Consider the following 16806-nt stretch of genomic DNA (forward strand, 5'->3'; position numbering starts at 1 on the left):
GATTTGTATGTTCAGGTATCCGATCAGGTTTCCTGTGACGTGTTAATCCGGTATTTGTCGGTCAGGTTGTATAAGGTTGGGCGGGTAATACCCAGCAGTCTTGACGTTTGCGCGATATTAAAATTGCACGCCCGCAGAGCCTGCAAAATGGCCTGACGTTCTGCCGTTTCGCGAACCTGTCTCAGATTGAGCTGGGTTTGGCCTGCCGGCGTGTCTGTGCTCACCAGTTCAAGATCTTCAGCCGTTACCCGTTTGCCATCGGCCATTATCGTGGCCCGCTTGACCTTATTGATCATCTCCCGGACGTTGCCGGGCCAGGCGTATGTGTTGATGGCGTTTGCGGCATCCTCAGAAAACGTGAGACTCGGCCGATCCATTTGTTTTCCGAGCGACTTGAGCAGGGACTGGGCAATCACCAGGGCATCCCCGTCTCGTTCTCTGACCGGAGGGACATCCAGTGTAATTTCGCTGATCCGATAGTAAAGATCCTCTCGGAACTCTCCGGCGTCAATGAGTGCGCGGACGTCTCGATGCGTTGCACACACGACCCGAACGTCGACCGGAATTGGCTGCACCGAGCCTACCCGATCAACGACGCGCTCCTGAAGGAATCGCAACAGCTTGGCCTGCAGTGCCATCGGCATGTCGCCGATTTCGTCCAGAAACAGGGTGCCGCCGTTGGCGCTTTCGATCTTGCCTTTCTTGGTATGAGTCGCGCCGGTGAATGAGCCTTTTTCAAAACCGAACAGTTCGCTCTCAAGAAGGTTCTCGGGAATCGCTGCACAGTTGATGGCGGCAAATGACTTGTCGGCACGGTGGCTCAAGTCGTGTAACGCGCGGGCCAGCAATTCCTTGCCGGTTCCGGTTTCCCCCGAAATCAGGGTAGTGACGTCGGTCGGCGCAACTTTTTCGAGGGTTCTGCAGATGGCGAGCATCTGGGGGCTGGCAGCTACAATGCCTTTAATACTGGTGCCGCTGCGTTGGGTCGCAAGGTATTCGTTTTCGCGTTCCAGCTCCGCCAGCCGAAATGCCCGGTTGACGACAAACGTCAAGATGTCTGCGTCGAGGGGTTTTTGATAGAAATCGCAGGCACCCATGCCGATGGCTTTCACCGCGTTTTCTTTGTCTTCCCGGCCGGTAACAACAATGACTTTGGTGGTCGGGGACAGGCGCAGAATCTCCTCAAGAAGACTGAAACCCTCGGTGGCGCCGCCGGGATCGGGCGGAAGCCCCAGATCCAATGTGACAACGTCTGGCTCAACGCGACGCAGCGCGGTCAGGGCTGAATCTCGATCGGAGGCGACGGTCACCTCAAGATCGTCACTAAAACACCAGCGCATCTGACTTTGCAGGCCCGGGTCATCCTCTACGATTAAGAGTCGTCTAGTCACGACAGAAACAATTCCCTTGTTTGTGTGCTTTTTTGTCCTTTAGACCTCACGGTTCCGTGACAGCCTTAAAGATGATTCTTAACTGAACATAGGCTCATTGCAATGTTCCTGATAGCTGATCGTCCAGAAAAGTCTATCAATTGACCTTTTGCTGGTCCTGCTGCGCCTGAGAGTCGGCCTGCGATACTTTTTTCGAAGCCCCCTGATCGCTGGCCAAGGGAATCATGACAGAAAAACAGGAGCCGACGCCCGGTTTACTGGTGACGTCGATTGTTCCGCCGAGTTCCTGAATGTATTCGCGCGCCTGAAAAGCGCCAATGCCCATGCCCGTTAACCCTTTGGTGCTCTCGAAGGGTTTGAATAGCTGATCATTGATAAATTCCTCCGACATCCCGCAGCCAGAGTCCTGAATGAAAAGTACAACGTTGCCCTTGGCAATTTTGATATTCAAGGTGACTTCTCCCTCAGCAGGAGTGGCGTCCTGAGCATTCTGAATCAGGTGCCCAAGGACACTCCGGAGCTGTTCCTCGTCCGCCTGGATGATGGCTGTCGGCGGGTTGCCTTCCAGTTGGGGCGCTGGTTCTTGCCGAATGTAGTGCTCAAGGAGGTTTTTGGTGAGCGCGGTGAGGTCCAGGGTACTGCGTTGTCCGGGATTGTCACCCGAGGGACGGCGCAGGTGGCTCACGAGGCGTGACATTTTCCGGACCGCGTGGTCGGTGGTCTTAATCATGTCATCGATAAAGGCCGGGTTATTCCGGTGTTTGGGAGCATTTGTAACAAGCAACGAGAGCTGTGCGATCACTGTTTTCAGGTCATGAATCATGAATGCCGAGGCTTTGCTAACCGCTTCAAACTGCATGGCGCGGGACAGGCGGTTCTGGGCATCTGCCTGAGCCAATAGATTGCAGGTTTGCCGGGCGACAACCTTGACCAGATCGAAGTTTTCCCAGTTAAGTTCTACCTTGGCGTAGGGGATGCCAATCAGAGTGATGCCATACAGTTCGTTGCCCAGATACATCGGAATCAGCAGCCAGGCACCCTGTATGTCTGCGATGGCATCGGGTATTTCAAGCAAATCGTAACGAACCGGATCAGCCCTGTATTCGTTAAGATTCACGATCCATTCCCGGCGCTTGAAAAACTGAACGAGATCAGAATCGGCATCAATGAGAGTGTGTCGAGATGCTGGAAGGTTGACCGACGCTTGCAATACATAGGCTCCCTGGTCATTTTTGAGCCAGATAGCACCCGAGTTACTTTCCACCAGGCCAGCCAAAATCCGGGTGACGCGCTCGGGCAAGGGCGGGTCGTCGCTGAGGTTGGCCAGTTCCCGGGTCATTTTCAGCCACTCTTCGCGATAATCGTATTTGTAGTCAAAGAAGTTCTGGCTGATCAGCACCATTAACTTTGACCGAATGCGGCGAGAAAGTATCAGTGTGGCCAGGAAAATCAGGGCTGCGGTGAAGAACAGAACCTGAAGCGCATCTCCGATGCTACCGCCAAGTATTCGGACGTAATAGCCACCGACCGCAAGGCACAGCAGGTAGGCGCCCGCAAAGACCAGGGTGCCGGCATGAAACACCGCCGATCGGGACAGCTGGAAGTCAACGGGCTGTTTCCGGGTATTGATCACGTTGATAGCAAAAAGCGGCACCAGAAGGGCATTTGCGAAGCCTCGGGCATTCCAGAAAGACTCTGCAATTTGACCGAACAGCAAAGCGTCGGCGTACATGAAAAAGTCAAAGGCAAACAGAGTGGCAATGCCAATACACAGATACTTGATGCTGGATCGCCCAAATCCGGGGGAGTTTCGCCAGATTTGCTCTACCAACGACAAACCCAGCAGTGCCAGGGCAATCTGGCCGAGAATCCGGGCTTTTCCTGTCAGCAGGGATTCGTCGAGGACCAGCTCCAGCAGGCCGACCCCGAGCAGAAGGGACAGAAGAAGGGCGGTGGAGATACCGAGGACTCTTTTTATCTGTCCTTTCAGCTTTCCGTGTCGGGCAGCGTTTCTCAGCATGGCAAACAGCAGGGTGATCCATGCGGCGTAGCGGAGTAGCTCCAGCAGATAGCGGGTGAAGAAGCCAGGCGTGCCAAACAGCGTCTGGGAGGCCAGCACGCCCGCCCAGATGGCAGTTACGCTTGCGGCAAGAAGCAGCGCCCGGTCAACGTCCCTCCGCAGGTAGCGGGCCGCAACCAATCCGGTCAACAGACCGAAGGTCACGGCGGCGGCTATATAACTGATGGCGCTAAAATCACTTAGCATTCATCGCTTCCTGCGTTAAGTGGCCCATCACCCTGTCGGGCGTCAGGGCCTCAAACGGGTTTCTTGTTATCCCGGTAGAACCGGAATATTTCCTTGAGCGGCCGCTTCGGCTTGAAGTCGAATTCTTTGGCAAAGGCTCTCCCATCGATAACGACAGGATACTTGAAAAACGCCATCAGGTAAGACGGAAAGCTTCTAAGCTTCAGGGCCCTCAGAATGAGTGTAGGCAGGATTGGCGGCACTGAGGGTATTGGGATTCGCCGGCAGCCCGCGAGCTTGAGCGCATGCTGGTAGGCCACCCAGTCCTCCGGTGCGACGTTGAAGATGCCGCGCGTTGGCTTCTTGTATGCCAGCACGATCGCGTCGGCCATGTCGTCAATGTGAATGAACTGCATCATGGGCGAAAACCCGGCGAGCGCTGGCGCGCGTTCGCCGGCGAGTAGCGTACTGATGCCGTTGCGTACTCCGGGGCCAACAATATTGCAGGGCCGGAGAATTGAGATGTTCAGGTCCGGGTAGCGCCAGAGATAAATGTTGGCCAGGTTTTCCAGTTCCACCGAATCGATCAGGTCGGCGCTCAGGCCAGCGCTCTTCAGCGGTGCCGATTCGTCGATCAGAGCGGGATTGTAGGCAACCGCACCGTAGACATGGAACGTCGACAAAACAACCACACGCCGGACGCCGTACTTGTGGCTCAAATCCAGTAGTTTCTGGGTGCCGAGCACGTTGGCGTTGTATCGACGCATGCGCGTCATTTCGCTGGATAAAATGCGCCCAAGGTGGATCACGCCATCAAATTCATAGCGCCGGAAAAGGTCCTCGAAGACGCGCTTGTTGAAATCGATGCAGTAACTTGGAATATCGTCGCCGAGGTACACCTGTTCGCGGAAATCAATGGCGACCAGGTCGCAGTCTTCTTTGAGGCGCTCGATGACCTGTTGTGCCAGCGCGCCAGCGGCGCCAGTAACCAGGATGTGGGGTCTTTGGTGCTTTGTCATCAGAAGAGCCTTGTCCGTTCACTCAGTCCTTTGTCTATCAGGCGGTTGATTTCAGCCTTGACCGTTTCAACACGTTCTGTGACCTGTTCTTCCGGAATCTCAAGATCGTCAAAGTACATGGGGGCACCGAAGTTCAGGTGTACCTTTGCGGGCAGAACCACTGGCAGCGCGACGGGAACGTAGGGCACACCCAAGGCCTTGGCCAGTGGTTTGATGTTGGCAATGGCCGGAATGGTTTCCTCGCAACCTACAACACCTACGGGCACAATCGGCGCTTTGTATTTCATGGCCAAATGCATGAAGCCATTTCCGAACCGCTTGAGTTCATAGCGATCATGGTAGAGCTTGCCGGAGCCGCGAATGCCCTCGGGAAAAACGATAATTGCCTCGTTGTTGGCGAGCATCTTGGCACAGTTTACCGGGTCTCCAAGCACTGCCCCGACTTCGTTCAGCAGGTTGCCAAGCCAGGGAACGGTTGGAAAAAAGCGCTCAATCATGGCGCGGGGGATGCGCGGACTTTCTTCCCGGGCGGCGAGGGCATAGCCAATCAGCAGGCCGTCAATCGGCAGCTGGCCGCTGTGGTTGGCGATCAGCAGGACTGGCCCGTCGGCCGGGACGTTCTCGACTCCGTGGGCCTGAACGCGAAAATAGCGTTCATAGATGGGTTTGAGCAGGCCGAGGCCATATTTGATGGCATTGTTGTTGTAACCCCAGGGGTCGTAACCGAGGCTACCTATGGGCTTTTGAATGCGATCGATGTGTTGCTCAAGTGCCCGAGGCACCAGTTTCGATTTGATCAACGACGTCAGGCCCATGCCTACTCCCTGTTGCTTTAAAGTCCGTTACATGCGTCCTATCAGAACGCCCAGCGTGTGACTCTGGCCCTCGCTCAGTACCCGGTAGTCGCCGCCGGCGTTGGCGGTTTCAACGCAAAGCATATTCTTCCAGGCGAGGTTCGGGAAATCCGACAGCCGGGCTGCTTTTTCCGCCCCGGGGTTCCAGACCACGGTGGAATCGCTGCCCACGGTTCTGAGCCGGCGGCTTCCACCCGGGGTCACAATTGTCAGGGGTTCTCCGCTTTCGTAGATCCTGTCGGTTTCGCCGTCAAAATAAACGGCACCTTCCTGATTCCGGTATTGCCAATGGTCAAGGGTGTCTATGTAGTCGCTGTTGCCGAGGCCCAAAATACGCGTTCGGGTGATGTCCGATGTGGGGAAATAGGAGTGCAAGGCCTGGCTGAACGCCAGCGGATCCGGGCTGAGATTGGTGGTAGTCAAGGCAATTTGACAGCCGCGCACGGAAAAGTTGAAGGTGATTAACGCTATGGCGTGACCACTCCATTGGTCGGAAAAATCCTCAGTGGCATCCAGCGACAAGCTGATCTCCACTTCGTGAGCGTTTTCCCGAACATCTTCCAGCTTCCACAGCGCGGTACGCGCGAAGCCATGGGCTTTATCGGAAAGAATGCGCTTGCGTACTTCCGGCGCGTTGCGTTTCGGGTCGCCAAACCATGGCCAGCATACAGGGATCCCTCCCCGGATGGCTCTCTCGGATTCAAAGCGCGCCGCATTGCTCAGCCAGAGCCAGCCCTTCTCATCCTGAGGGGTGAACTGAGTGAGGTGGGCACCCTGAAGGCAGATTACTGCCTTAAAGAGAGGATGATGAACCTTCAGGGCTTCCAGTTGCCCGATTGTGCTCCATCTCGTGAAGGACCATTGGCCCGGCGACAGCGAGAGGGGAGGCCGGTTACTGCTCTCAGACATGCTTTTTCGGTCTGCAAAAGTTAAGCGTACATGCGTACAAAGAGAGTAAATTAAATCTCACGCTGCCGCGAGAACTATGCCTAAAATAAGACAATATTTTTTGGAGTGCCCGATGGCTGGGGAAATTGTGACGGCGATTGACGCCGGTCTGGACAAGGCGGAAGCGTGCGTGATTGAGCAAGCGATTGGCGCCAGATTTGCTGGTCTTGATGCTGTCTCAGATCCCGAGCCGCAAGTTGATTGCTGGTTGGACAGCTTGGCGGATGCGTTGGCAGAGCACGGTTGGACGACGTTGGACGTCAGCGATCGCCTCGGTAGGCCGCTGCTGCATGCCCTTGCGTCTGAAGTGGAGGCGCTGGAGCGCGCGGATGCTCTCAAGAAGGCGGGTGTGGGGCGCGGGGCTGACCATGTTCAGGATCGCTCCATTCGCCGGGATAAAATTGCCTGGCTTCAGGGCATTACCGAGCCTCAGAAAGCACTGTTCGAGCACTTTGACGCCATCCGCGCTGGCTTGAATCGGCGTTTATTCCTTGGCCTGAAGCGATTTGAAACCCATTACGCGACCTTTCGCTCCGGAGACTTTTACCGTAGGCATCTGGACAGTTTCCAGGGGCGCTCTTCGCGGGTGGTGAGCCTCGTGCTGTACCTGAATGATAACTGGCGCCCGGAGGATGGTGGCGAACTTCGCATCTTTAACCGCGAAAGCGAGCGTGAAGTATGCGGGTTGGTGTTGCCGGAGATGGGGCGTGTGGCGGTTTTCCTGAGTGAAGAAGTTCCCCACGAGGTCCTGCCTGCCAATCGGACCCGGTACAGTCTGGCGTGCTGGTTCAGGCAAGACGAGGTGCCATTGCCGCTCTGATTGACGTGCTTTTTGGTCTGTTAGATGAAATGTCGTTGTAGTCGGCAAACCCATTTGCTAATATGCGCGCCGTTTTCGGGGTTCAGACCCGAAGCGCGTTATGGTGGCCCCATTGGTGCCTCCGCAACATGAAACCGTGAACCCGGTCAGGCCCGGAAGGGAGCAGCCGCAGCGGTGGAATTGTGTGCCGGAGTGTCGCTGGTGGGGTCACCCCCAGATTCCCCTCTTTTTGTCTTCTTTCCAACGACTTTATCAATGCTTCTGGGTGCCTTGGCCCGACGGTGACATGCGCTGAGCTTGCTTCTTATCGAGGCCGGTCCGTGCTATGGTTAAGCCCCGTTTTTCACTGCAGTTTACGGATCATGAGCTATCAGGTACTTGCCCGAAAATGGCGCCCTCGCACCTTCCAGGACATGGTGGGCCAGGAACACGTGCTCCAGGCACTTATTCATGCACTGGAAAGTCAGCGATTGCACCATGCCTATCTGTTTACCGGCACCCGCGGCGTCGGTAAGACCACCATCGGAAGGCTTCTGGCCCGATGCCTGAACTGTGAAACCGGCATCACCGCAACGCCCTGTGGTGAATGTTCCAGCTGCATCGAGATTCAGGACGGTCGATTTGTCGATCTGATTGAGATCGATGCCGCATCCCGCACCGGTGTTGACGACATGCGGGAATTGACCGACAACGTTCAGTACGCTCCGACTCGCGGACGTTACAAGGTGTACCTCATTGATGAGGTACACATGCTGACCAACCAGTCCTTTAACGCGTTTCTGAAAACGCTTGAGGAGCCGCCGGAACACGTCAAGTTCCTGCTCGCCACTACCGATCCCCAGAAGCTGCCGGTTACGGTTCTGTCCCGTTGTCTCCAGTTCAATCTGAAGCGAATGACCCCGGAGCATATCGTCGGGCATCTTCAGCACGTTCTGACCGAAGAGCAGATCCCATTCGAGGAGCCGGCACTCTGGCTGCTGGCCCGCGCGGCTGATGGCAGTATGCGTGACGCGCTGAGCCTTACCGATCAGGCGATCGCCTTTGGCAACCAGAATCTGGCAGCGAGTGATGTCAGCAACATGTTGGGCACCATCGATCAACGCGACATTGAGCGTTTGGTCGACGCACTGGTTCAGCGCGACGGGCCGGGACTGCTCACTGAAATTAATAGAATTTCCGATTTTGCTCCGGATTACAGCGTGATTCTCGCGGATCTGCTGTCACTGTTCCACCGGGTGACCACGGAGCAGGTGGTGCCCGGAACCGCAGACAATGCGCTGGGAGACGCTCGGCAAGTTCAGACTCTGGCCCGCAAACTGAGCGCCGAAGATGCCCAGCTGTTTTATCAGGTGGCGCTCACCGGAAGAAAGGATTTGTCGATCACACCCGATGCGCGGATGGGCTTCGAAATGACCTTGCTTCGGATGCTTGCGTTTCGGCCGGGCGCCGAACGGCGTGAGCCTCCGAAACTGAGTTCGACTACCCCGGCGGCCAACCCGGAGACCAAAGATGAGCCTGACCCTGCCAGCATCGAGCCAGCCTCGTCGGTGGATGTTGGGGCAGAGCCCCCTCAGATAGAGACAGAAAGCCCAGTCTCAAACGCGAACGATGGGGCTGAGACAACCGGTTCAAATACGTCGGCTGCACCGGATGCAACGGTTGAGGAAATGCCGCAGGAATCCGCGCCTGAGGAAAGTCCCGTGTCGGCCGAGTCTGATCCGGTCGAGTCCTTGCCCGCGGAGCAGGCCAGTGACGATGCCTGGCTCGCAAGCCTGGACGCGCAAGCGGATGCCGACCCGGTCGAGGAGGATTACGCTGAGGCGGTTGCAGAGCCGGCTCCTGAACCGGCCGTCGAAAAGGTCGACGACCTTGGCTCAATGGCGGTTGAGCCTGAGCGCCCAAACGATGGTGAGTTCGTCTGGGAGCGTGACTTCCGCTCGCTCGGCATTGTTGGCATGCCCGGGAATCTCGCCAGCCAGTCCGCGTTGACCTGGCAGAACCAGACCGCCGTATTGATCATTGATGAAGGGCATTTCCGGTTGCTCAATGAACGCCATGAAGAAAAGATCCTGGCGGGCTTGAGAAATCGCTTTGGAGATGCCATTCAGTTGCAGGTAGAGGTCGGTAAAACCGGCGTTCATACGCCTGCCGCCTACGAGGAACGCCAGCGCATCGCACGCCAGCAGGCTGCGGAACAGGCGATACGCCAGGATCCGGCAGTGCAGGCCATTGTTGAACGATTTGAAGGGCGGGTAGTCGAAGAAACCATCCGGCCTACAGAGAGCTAAGCAGGAGATAGGGCATGATGAACAACATGGGCGATTTGATGAAAAAGGCCCAGAAGATGCAGGAAGAGATGCAGAAAGCCCAGGAAGAAATCGCCAAGGCCGAAGTGACCGGTGAGGCCGGCGCGGGGTTGGTTAAGGTAACCATGAACGGGCGTCACGATGTGCGTAAGGTCGACATCGATTCATCGTTGCTGAGCGAAGACAAGGAAATCCTGGAAGATCTGCTGGCTGCAGCGGTGAATGATGCTGTGCGCCGGGTTGAAGCCAACCAGAAGGATAAAATGGCCGGAATGATGTCCGGAATGGGCATGCCTCCCGGCTTCAAAATGCCGTTTTGACGGTTTGGTCTGTGCTCAATCAAGAAGTTTGAGGAACATTCATGGCGTTCAGCCCACTGGTTGATGAACTTGTCGAATCGCTTCGGTGTTTGCCGGGCGTTGGTCAGAAAACTGCGCAACGAATGGCCTTCCACCTTTTGGAGCGGGGCCGGTCAGGGGGTGTTCGGCTGGCTGGTGCCCTTGGCAATGCGATGGACGGCGTGCGCCGCTGCGAAAGTTGCCAGAACTTTTCCGATACCGAAACCTGTGGCATCTGCGAAAATCCGGGGCGCAACAATGGCACGCTCTGTGTCGTTGAGAGTCCGTCCGATTTGCTGGCGATCGAACAGTCCGGCGATTATCGCGGAGGCTACTTCGTCCTGATGGGTCACCTTTCGCCGATTGACGGTGTTGGTCCCGAGGAAATCGGTGTCGAGCGCCTGATCAATCGAGTGGTTCATCAGGGCGTCAGTGAAGTCATCCTGGCGACCAATCCAACCGTTGAAGGTGAGGCCACAGCCCATTACATTGCGGATCGGCTGGACGGCAAGGACGTCCTGATCACCCGCCTTGCCCATGGTATACCGGTCGGGGGTGAGCTGGGCTACGTAGACGGATTCACCCTTACCCACGCCTTCCGGGGCCGTAAACCACTCTCTGAATAGCCTCAGGAATTACTATGGTGTCCACCACTGCGGCCGTTGACCTGCCTCCGGCCCCCGAGAGCATTCTTTGGCTGACCTCCGCCGAGCAACTGGATCAATGGCTCGAGCGGGTGTCCGGCCAACCCCTGGCACTCGATACGGAGTTTGAGCGGGTTAACACCTTTTACCCCGTGCCTGGACTTGTCCAGCTCGGTGCAGGCTCGGATTTTTATCTCGTGGACCCGGAAGTGGCGGAGAACTCGGCACGCTTCCGTGACGTGCTTGCCGATCCCGCAGTGCCCAAACTGCTCTACGCCATGAGCGAAGATCTGGAGTTGTTTCGTCATTGGCTTGGCGTGGAGCCGCGTGGTGTCATCGATTTGCAGATTGGTGCGGCCATGGCTGGTGAGGGGTTCTCTGTGGGCTATGCCCGGTTAGTTGAGGCGTTGTTTGGAGAGACGCTGGATAAATCGGCAACACGTTCGGACTGGCTCAAACGCCCGTTGTCCGAGGCCCAGCAGCGTTATGCCATTGAAGACATCCGCTTCCTTGAGCCGTTGCATCGATGGGTGGTCGGTCACCTGCAGCAGAGGGGTTTGGAACAGGCATTGAAGGAGGAATCCTCGCGTTTTGCCGAGGAGCAGTCGCTCCTGGACAATCCGGCCCGGCACTATCTGAAGCTGCGCGCCGGCTGGACGCTTAATCTGTCGCAGCAGCTTGTGCTCAGGGATCTGGTCCTGTGGCGGGAGGCACAGTGTCAGAAACTGGATCGACCTCGAAACCGGGTGCTGGCGGACTCGGTGCTGATCACGATTGCCGAGCAAATGCCGACGAACCAGCGGGCGCTCTCAAGCATCGAGGGGTTACCGGCGGTGGTGGTGCGAAAATACGGGGACATTTTCCTGGAGCTGGTGAATCAGGACCGGGATGTGGCAATGGAGCCGGGCTTTGAACGTATCGCTCCGCCACTCACACGGGAACAGCAGGGATTGTTCAAGAAAGTTAAACAACATTTCAAAAAGTCGGCAGAAAATGCGGATGTTCCGATCGAACTCCTGGCGCCCAGAAAACGGCTGGAAAAAGTGATACAGGACGGGACCATCGCAAAGCAGGACTTTTTCCAGGGCTGGCGCGCAGAGATCCTGGCGCCGCTCCGGGGAGATATCGAGGAATTACTAAGATCATGACCGACAAAGCATTCGTGTCTGTTTTCCGAAGCAGCAAAAAAGACGACACCTACCTGTTCGTGCGCCGCGGACAGGAGTGGGCAGAATTGCCGGACGCACTGAAAGAGATTTTCGGTAACCCCGTGCATTCCATGGACCTGGTACTCACACCGGATCGCAAACTGGCCCGCACCACCGGCAAGCAGGTGCTTGAAGCGCTGGACGACCGAGGTTTTTTCCTCCAGATGCCGGAAGAGCAGGAGGGCTACGTGATGGAATTCCGTAAAAAGCTGGAGCGTGATCGGCCATGATCGCGCAAATCCCCTTCTGGCAGAGGAAACGTCTGGACGAGATGACGCCTGCCGAATGGGAATCCTTATGCGACGGCTGCGGCAAGTGCTGTCTCCTGAAGCTTGAGGACGAAGAAACGGGCGAGGTTTATCATACCGACATCGTGTGCAGGTACATGGATGAACAGAGTTGCCAATGCACCGTATACTCCGAGCGGTTGAAGAACGTACCCGGCTGCACGGTGCTGACGCCGGACACGATTGGTGACTATCAGTGGCTGCCGGTCACCTGTGCGTACCGGACCCTCGCCGAGGGGCGACCACTGGCGGACTGGCACCCGTTGCGAAGCGGCGACCCGGAATCGGTTCACAACGCCGGAGTGTCCGTCCGAGCGAAAGTCATACCCGATGACCAAGTGCCCGAAGACGACTGGGAAGAACACATAATTCACTGGATTCTCTAATGATCGATACCGATGCGCAATTTGCCTATGGCATTTTTTGGACGGCGTATGCCGTCGCTTTCGTCATTTTCTTTTACATGATGAAGAGGCTGTTCCGGATTGTTCCGCTGTACGCTGTACAAACGTTGCTGTTGGCGGCTCTTGTGGCACTCCTCCTGACTCCGGTTGAGTCACAGGAGCTCGCCGGCTGGTGGATCCCGGCCTGGCTGTACGGTGGCTATGAAATGATTCTTGGTAACAGTGATGAGGCGGGTCGGGCACTGTTTAACCTGTCCATTGCCGGCTTGATCATGGCGCTGATCTGGATCCTCGACCTGGTTCGCTACCGGCTGACCAGCCGCTGATCGGCGAAACGCCGGGTTATTCCTGTCTACTGAGGACGCTGAAGCGACTATGCGCCGATTCCTGATGCTTGCGTCATGCTGCCTGGCGCTGCTGCCGGTTTGGAGCCAGGCCCAGGAAGCGGCTGAGTTGGCGCTTCCTGGGCAGTCGGACGTCCGCATCGTGGTTGATATCTCCGGCTCCATGAAAGAGAACGACCCGGATAATCTGCGGCGTCCTGCGGTTCGCTTGCTGGCGAGAATGCTGCCAGATGGCGCTAGCGCAGGCCTCTGGACCTTTGGGCAGTATGTGAACATGCTGGTGCCGCATCGTGAGGTGACGGATCAGTGGCGTGAACAGATGGTGGCCCGTTCTGAGCAGATCAATTCCGTGGCTCTGCGCACCAATCTGGGCGAGGCCATCGACGTGGCCAGCGACGCTTACTACAGCGAGGGTACGCTGAAAAACACCCATTTCATTATATTGACTGACGGCAAAGTCGACGTCTCCGACACCCCTTCCGCCAATGCGGCAGAGGAAAAACGAATTCTCGAAACCCTCCTGCCGCGACTTGTTGAGCAGGGCGCCACTCTTTATCCGGTTGCGCTTTCCGAGCAGGCCGACACCGAATTCCTGGGCCAGCTTGCTGCGGATTCTGGCGGACACTTTCAGGTGGCTCAGAATGCAACTGAGCTGAATTTCGCCTTCCTGACCGCACTGAACGCCGCGGTTCCGCAAGAACAGATACCACTGAAAGGCAATGCCTTCACCGTGGATCAGGGGGTTGAGGAGTTTACCGCTCTGGTGTTCTGGGGTGCCCAGGAGACCCGAGAAACCCGTACCCTGGAGCTGGTCCGCCCTGATGGGCAGACGTACACACTGGAACGTGCTGCAGGCAATATGCGCTGGGCCAGGGAAGCTGGCTACGATCTGATGACCGTGGCAGAACCGATGGCGGGTGAGTGGCGTATCAACGGCGAGCTGGGAAATGGTAGCCGCGTCACTGTCGTAAGCGATCTAAAGATGGTTGTGAGTCCGGTGCCGGCTCGCTTTTCGGCGGAGTCTCCCATCAGTCTTAAGATTGCCTTCTTTGAAGAAGGCGAAAAGGTCACCAACCCTGAGTTTCTTCAGGTGTTGGACGTTCAGCTGAAAATCACGGCAGAGGACGGTCGCAGTGGGACCAAAACGCTTTCAGAAGGAGCTGTGCCCGAGGATGGGGTGTTTACTGACGAAATAGGCCAGCTTCCGGTGTCAGGCCAGTACCTTATGGAGGTGCACGCGGACGGCAAAACGTTCGGCCGAAAATTCAGCGCTACCGCAGTCTTCGATGCAGCCGTTGATGGCGGAGCCGCCGAACAAGCCGGTCGCGCAGCCCCGGTAAAACAGGAAGAAGGTAACGCCATCGAGGAGATAGTTTCTGCCCCGAAAGAGCCTGAAGTCGCTCCCGCCCCGGTGATCGAAAACCCAATCGATACCTCGATGGCTGAACAGCCACGGGTGGTCGACACAGCGCCGCTTGGAGAGATGTCGGCCTCAAATCAGAAGGCGGAACTAACCAGGCCAAACTGGTGGATTGCGGCCGGATTGGGCGGGCTGGCAGCACTGGTGGTCGGCTTGCTGGCGGTGAAAACTCACCGTTCGCGCAAAGCCGCGCTGGCCCGGGCGGCAGCGGAACGGGAGACCGTGGACGATCTGCAGTCGGGCTCGCCTGAACGTGATTCGAACCACGCTGAAGAGTCGTTCGGGATGGCGGATTTCGATCTGTCCGACTTTGATGATTTCCCTGAACAAAACCGCACTTCAACCCCGACCGGCGATGTGACCGAAGAGCCCGCCGAGTCTGAGAAAAAGTAACTGACAGGAACGTGAGACATGAAGTTTACCGGTACCGAAAATTACGTAGCCACCGACGACCTGCAAATGGCCGTTAACGCAGCCATCTCGCTTCAGCGCCCGCTGTTGATTAAAGGCGAGCCGGGCACCGGTAAGACGCTCCTTGCCGAAGAAATGGCTGCGGCGCTGGGCATGAAGCTGATCCCATGGCACATCAAGTCCACCACCAAGGCTCAGCAAGGGCTTTACGAATACGATGCCGTATCTCGTCTTCGCGATTCCCAGTTGGGCGATGAGAAAGTAAATGACATTCGCAACTACATTGTGAAAGGAAAGCTCTGGGAAGCTTTTGAGGCCGACGAGCAAGTCGTGCTGCTGATTGATGAAATCGACAAGGCTGATATCGAATTTCCGAACGATCTGTTACTTGAGCTTGATCGCATGGAGTTCTTTGTTTATGAAACCCAGGAATTTGTGAAGGCGAAGCGCCGCCCAATTGTGGTCATTACCAGTAATAACGAGAAAGAGCTGCCCGATGCCTTTCTGCGCCGTTGTTTCTTCCACTACATCAGTTTCCCCGATCACAACACCATGCAGGACATTGTCGATGTGCATTTCCCCGGTCTGCAGCAGGAAATCGTCCGGGATGCTCTGGAAGTGTTTTTTGACGTTCGCAGAGTGCCTGGCCTGAAGAAGAAGCCTTCGACTTCCGAGCTGATTGATTGGCTAAAACTGCTGATGGCCGACGAGCTGTCCGCCAAACTCTTGCAGGAGAAGGATGCCAGCAGTGCGTTGCCACCTTTGTACGGAGCGCTTGTCAAAAACGAACAGGACGTTCACCTGCTGCAGAAACTGGCATTCATGGCTCGCCGCCGCAGCTGAAACTCAGTAAGAGTCTCGCGTTATGTTGATTGATTTTTTTCTTGAGGTTCGTCGGGCAAAAGTGCCTGCCAGCTTGCGCGAATTCCTGGACCTGTTGGAGGCGCTGCGCAACCGGCTGGCATTTGCCGACATGGAGGAGTTCTACTACCTGGCCCGGCTTTGTCTGGTAAAGGACGAGCGACATTTCGATAAGTTCGACAGAGCGTTCCAGGCTTATTTTGAGGGCATTGAAAATCTGGATGACCTCATGGAACAGCTGATTCCGGATGACTGGCTGCGAGCAGAATTTGAGAAGCATTTGTCCGAGGAAGACAAGGCCAAGATCGACTCCCTGGGCGGGCTTGAGGAACTGATCGAGACGTTCAAGAAGCGTATGGAAGAGCAGAACGAACGCCATGCCGGTGGCAACAAATGGATCGGCACGGGCGGGACGTCTCCCTTTGGCGCCAATGGCTATAACCCGGAAGGGTTCCGGATTGGCCAGAAGAATGGGCGCCACGGTCGTGCTGTAAAAGTTTGGGAAAAACGCGCTTTCAAGGATCTGGATGACAGCCTGACTCTGGGCATTCGAAACATCAAAGTGGCCCTGCGCCGGCTTCGAAAATTTGCCCGGCAGGGGGCTGCAGACCAGCTCGACATGGACGACACCATCCGCTCCACGGCGCGCAATGCAGGGTACCTGGACCTGAAAATGGTTCCGGAACGCCATAACGCGGTTAAGGTGCTGATCTTTTTTGATGTCGGGGGATCGATGGATCCTCATATCCGGGTATGTGAGGAGCTGTTTTCAGCTGCCCGCCTTGAGTTCAAGCATATGGAATATTTCTACTTCCATAACTTCATCTACGAGAGCGTATGGACGAACAACATCCGCCGGATGAACGAAACCACCAGCACCTATGACATCCTTCACAAGTACTCGCCTGACTACAAGGTGATCTTTGTTGGAGATGCCACGATGGCACCGTACGAGATTTCCCATCCCGGTGGCTCCATCGAGCACTGGAACGAGGAAGCCGGTGCGACCTGGTTCCGGCGCATTCAGGAACATTTCCGCAAAGTGGTCTGGCTGAACCCTCTGCCTGAAAGCTATTGGGGAACCGGAGGTTCTCTTGGAATGACCAAGCAGCTGGTCAATGATCAGATGCACCCTCTGACCATTGACGGCCTCGAGTCGGCCATGAGGTACCTGAGTAAATGAAAAAAAGCCGATGCGGTTGAGGGCATCGGCAAAGCTCGGCATTTCAAACGGGGTTGCCCGAATGGGTAGTCCCGCATCTAAGATGTAGCAATTACAAGGCCACCGCATAAAATTCTCTAATAA

Annotated in this window: 16 protein-coding genes and 1 other RNA gene; 12 read left to right on the top strand and 5 right to left on the bottom strand. The window is 56.3% G+C overall.

What is annotated here, in order from left to right:
• Positions 1-23 precede the first annotated feature (23 nt).
• From prsR to LPB19_RS10845, 5 genes are all read right to left on the bottom strand, one after another.
• Complete coding sequence (prsR, locus tag LPB19_RS10825) at positions 24-1340, bottom strand: PEP-CTERM-box response regulator transcription factor (protein ID WP_266097066.1); 1317 nt, start codon at positions 1338-1340, stop codon at positions 24-26.
• Positions 1341-1527: 187 nt separating this feature from the next.
• Entirely contained in the window at positions 1528-3657 is a 2130-nt protein-coding gene (gene prsK / locus LPB19_RS10830; protein WP_206642920.1) for an XrtA/PEP-CTERM system histidine kinase PrsK, read from the bottom strand.
• A gap of 50 nt (positions 3658-3707) precedes the next feature.
• The gene (locus tag LPB19_RS10835; protein WP_206642921.1) at positions 3708-4655 is read right to left on the bottom strand and encodes an SDR family oxidoreductase; all 948 of its coding nucleotides are present in this window, start codon (positions 4653-4655) and stop codon (positions 3708-3710) included.
• The gene (locus LPB19_RS10840) at positions 4655-5470 is read right to left on the bottom strand and encodes a lysophospholipid acyltransferase family protein (RefSeq protein WP_206642922.1); all 816 of its coding nucleotides are present in this window, start codon (positions 5468-5470) and stop codon (positions 4655-4657) included. The genes LPB19_RS10835 and LPB19_RS10840 overlap by 1 nt, the downstream gene beginning before the upstream one ends.
• Before the next feature lie 27 nt (positions 5471-5497).
• Entirely contained in the window at positions 5498-6418 is a 921-nt protein-coding gene (locus LPB19_RS10845; protein ID WP_206642923.1) for a D-hexose-6-phosphate mutarotase, read from the bottom strand.
• A gap of 112 nt (positions 6419-6530) precedes the next feature.
• Between LPB19_RS10845 and LPB19_RS10850 the strand changes: the two genes are divergently transcribed.
• The 12 genes from LPB19_RS10850 (at position 6531) to LPB19_RS10905 (ending at position 16683) form a co-directional block, all read left to right on the top strand.
• Complete coding sequence (locus tag LPB19_RS10850) at positions 6531-7277, top strand: 2OG-Fe(II) oxygenase (RefSeq protein ID WP_206642924.1); 747 nt, start codon at positions 6531-6533, stop codon at positions 7275-7277.
• A gap of 110 nt (positions 7278-7387) precedes the next feature.
• An RNA gene (gene ffs / locus LPB19_RS10855) (signal recognition particle sRNA small type) lies at positions 7388-7484 on the top strand.
• A 155-nt stretch (positions 7485-7639) separates the two neighbouring features.
• Positions 7640-9565, top strand: coding sequence for a DNA polymerase III subunit gamma/tau (dnaX, locus tag LPB19_RS10860; RefSeq protein ID WP_206642925.1), 1926 nt, complete (start codon positions 7640-7642; stop codon positions 9563-9565).
• 14 nt (positions 9566-9579) lie between these two features.
• Complete coding sequence (locus LPB19_RS10865; RefSeq protein ID WP_206642926.1) at positions 9580-9903, top strand: YbaB/EbfC family nucleoid-associated protein; 324 nt, start codon at positions 9580-9582, stop codon at positions 9901-9903.
• Positions 9904-9944: 41 nt separating this feature from the next.
• Complete coding sequence (recR, locus tag LPB19_RS10870; protein ID WP_206642927.1) at positions 9945-10547, top strand: recombination mediator RecR; 603 nt, start codon at positions 9945-9947, stop codon at positions 10545-10547.
• 14 nt (positions 10548-10561) lie between these two features.
• Positions 10562-11713 (top strand): ribonuclease D, encoded by a 1152-nt coding sequence (locus tag LPB19_RS10875; protein ID WP_206642928.1) that lies wholly within the window; start codon positions 10562-10564, stop codon positions 11711-11713.
• The gene (locus LPB19_RS10880; protein ID WP_206642929.1) at positions 11710-12003 is read left to right on the top strand and encodes a YcgL domain-containing protein; all 294 of its coding nucleotides are present in this window, start codon (positions 11710-11712) and stop codon (positions 12001-12003) included. Before LPB19_RS10875 ends, LPB19_RS10880 begins: the two co-directional genes overlap by 4 nt.
• Entirely contained in the window at positions 12000-12446 is a 447-nt protein-coding gene (locus LPB19_RS10885) for a YcgN family cysteine cluster protein (protein WP_206642930.1), read from the top strand. Before LPB19_RS10880 ends, LPB19_RS10885 begins: the two co-directional genes overlap by 4 nt.
• Positions 12446-12790, top strand: coding sequence for a hypothetical protein (locus LPB19_RS10890; protein WP_206642931.1), 345 nt, complete (start codon positions 12446-12448; stop codon positions 12788-12790). Before LPB19_RS10885 ends, LPB19_RS10890 begins: the two co-directional genes overlap by 1 nt.
• 49 nt (positions 12791-12839) lie before the next feature.
• The gene (locus LPB19_RS10895) at positions 12840-14621 is read left to right on the top strand and encodes a vWA domain-containing protein (RefSeq protein WP_206642932.1); all 1782 of its coding nucleotides are present in this window, start codon (positions 12840-12842) and stop codon (positions 14619-14621) included.
• 18 nt (positions 14622-14639) lie between these two features.
• Entirely contained in the window at positions 14640-15482 is an 843-nt protein-coding gene (locus LPB19_RS10900) for an AAA family ATPase (RefSeq protein WP_206642933.1), read from the top strand.
• A gap of 22 nt (positions 15483-15504) precedes the next feature.
• Positions 15505-16683, top strand: a complete 1179-nt coding sequence (locus LPB19_RS10905; RefSeq protein ID WP_206642934.1) for a vWA domain-containing protein — start codon at positions 15505-15507, stop codon at positions 16681-16683.
• Positions 16684-16806 lie beyond the last annotated feature (123 nt).

The organism is Marinobacter salinisoli (genome assembly GCF_017301335.1).
Lineage (GTDB): Bacteria > Pseudomonadota > Gammaproteobacteria > Pseudomonadales > Oleiphilaceae > Marinobacter > Marinobacter salinisoli.

Excerpts from the sequence above, each read along its gene's own strand:
- LPB19_RS10900 (WP_206642933.1), top strand. The coding sequence starts at position 14,640 with ATGAAGTTTACCGGTACCGAAAATTACGTAGCCACCGACGACCTGCAA.
- LPB19_RS10865 (WP_206642926.1), top strand. The coding sequence starts at position 9,580 with ATGATGAACAACATGGGCGATTTGATGAAAAAGGCCCAGAAGATGCAG.
- LPB19_RS10845 (WP_206642923.1), bottom strand. The coding sequence starts at position 6,418 with ATGTCTGAGAGCAGTAACCGGCCTCCCCTCTCGCTGTCGCCGGGCCAA.
- LPB19_RS10895 (WP_206642932.1), top strand. The coding sequence starts at position 12,840 with ATGCGCCGATTCCTGATGCTTGCGTCATGCTGCCTGGCGCTGCTGCCG.
- prsR (WP_266097066.1), bottom strand. The coding sequence starts at position 1,340 with ATGCGCTGGTGTTTTAGTGACGATCTTGAGGTGACCGTCGCCTCCGAT.
- LPB19_RS10885 (WP_206642930.1), top strand. The coding sequence starts at position 12,000 with ATGATCGCGCAAATCCCCTTCTGGCAGAGGAAACGTCTGGACGAGATG.
- LPB19_RS10905 (WP_206642934.1), top strand. The coding sequence starts at position 15,505 with ATGTTGATTGATTTTTTTCTTGAGGTTCGTCGGGCAAAAGTGCCTGCC.
- LPB19_RS10890 (WP_206642931.1), top strand. The coding sequence starts at position 12,446 with ATGATCGATACCGATGCGCAATTTGCCTATGGCATTTTTTGGACGGCG.
- LPB19_RS10840 (WP_206642922.1), bottom strand. The coding sequence starts at position 5,470 with ATGGGCCTGACGTCGTTGATCAAATCGAAACTGGTGCCTCGGGCACTT.
- LPB19_RS10880 (WP_206642929.1), top strand. The coding sequence starts at position 11,710 with ATGACCGACAAAGCATTCGTGTCTGTTTTCCGAAGCAGCAAAAAAGAC.
- recR (WP_206642927.1), top strand. The coding sequence starts at position 9,945 with ATGGCGTTCAGCCCACTGGTTGATGAACTTGTCGAATCGCTTCGGTGT.
- prsK (WP_206642920.1), bottom strand. The coding sequence starts at position 3,657 with ATGCTAAGTGATTTTAGCGCCATCAGTTATATAGCCGCCGCCGTGACC.
- dnaX (WP_206642925.1), top strand. The coding sequence starts at position 7,640 with ATGAGCTATCAGGTACTTGCCCGAAAATGGCGCCCTCGCACCTTCCAG.
- LPB19_RS10850 (WP_206642924.1), top strand. The coding sequence starts at position 6,531 with ATGGCTGGGGAAATTGTGACGGCGATTGACGCCGGTCTGGACAAGGCG.
- LPB19_RS10835 (WP_206642921.1), bottom strand. The coding sequence starts at position 4,655 with ATGACAAAGCACCAAAGACCCCACATCCTGGTTACTGGCGCCGCTGGC.
- LPB19_RS10875 (WP_206642928.1), top strand. The coding sequence starts at position 10,562 with ATGGTGTCCACCACTGCGGCCGTTGACCTGCCTCCGGCCCCCGAGAGC.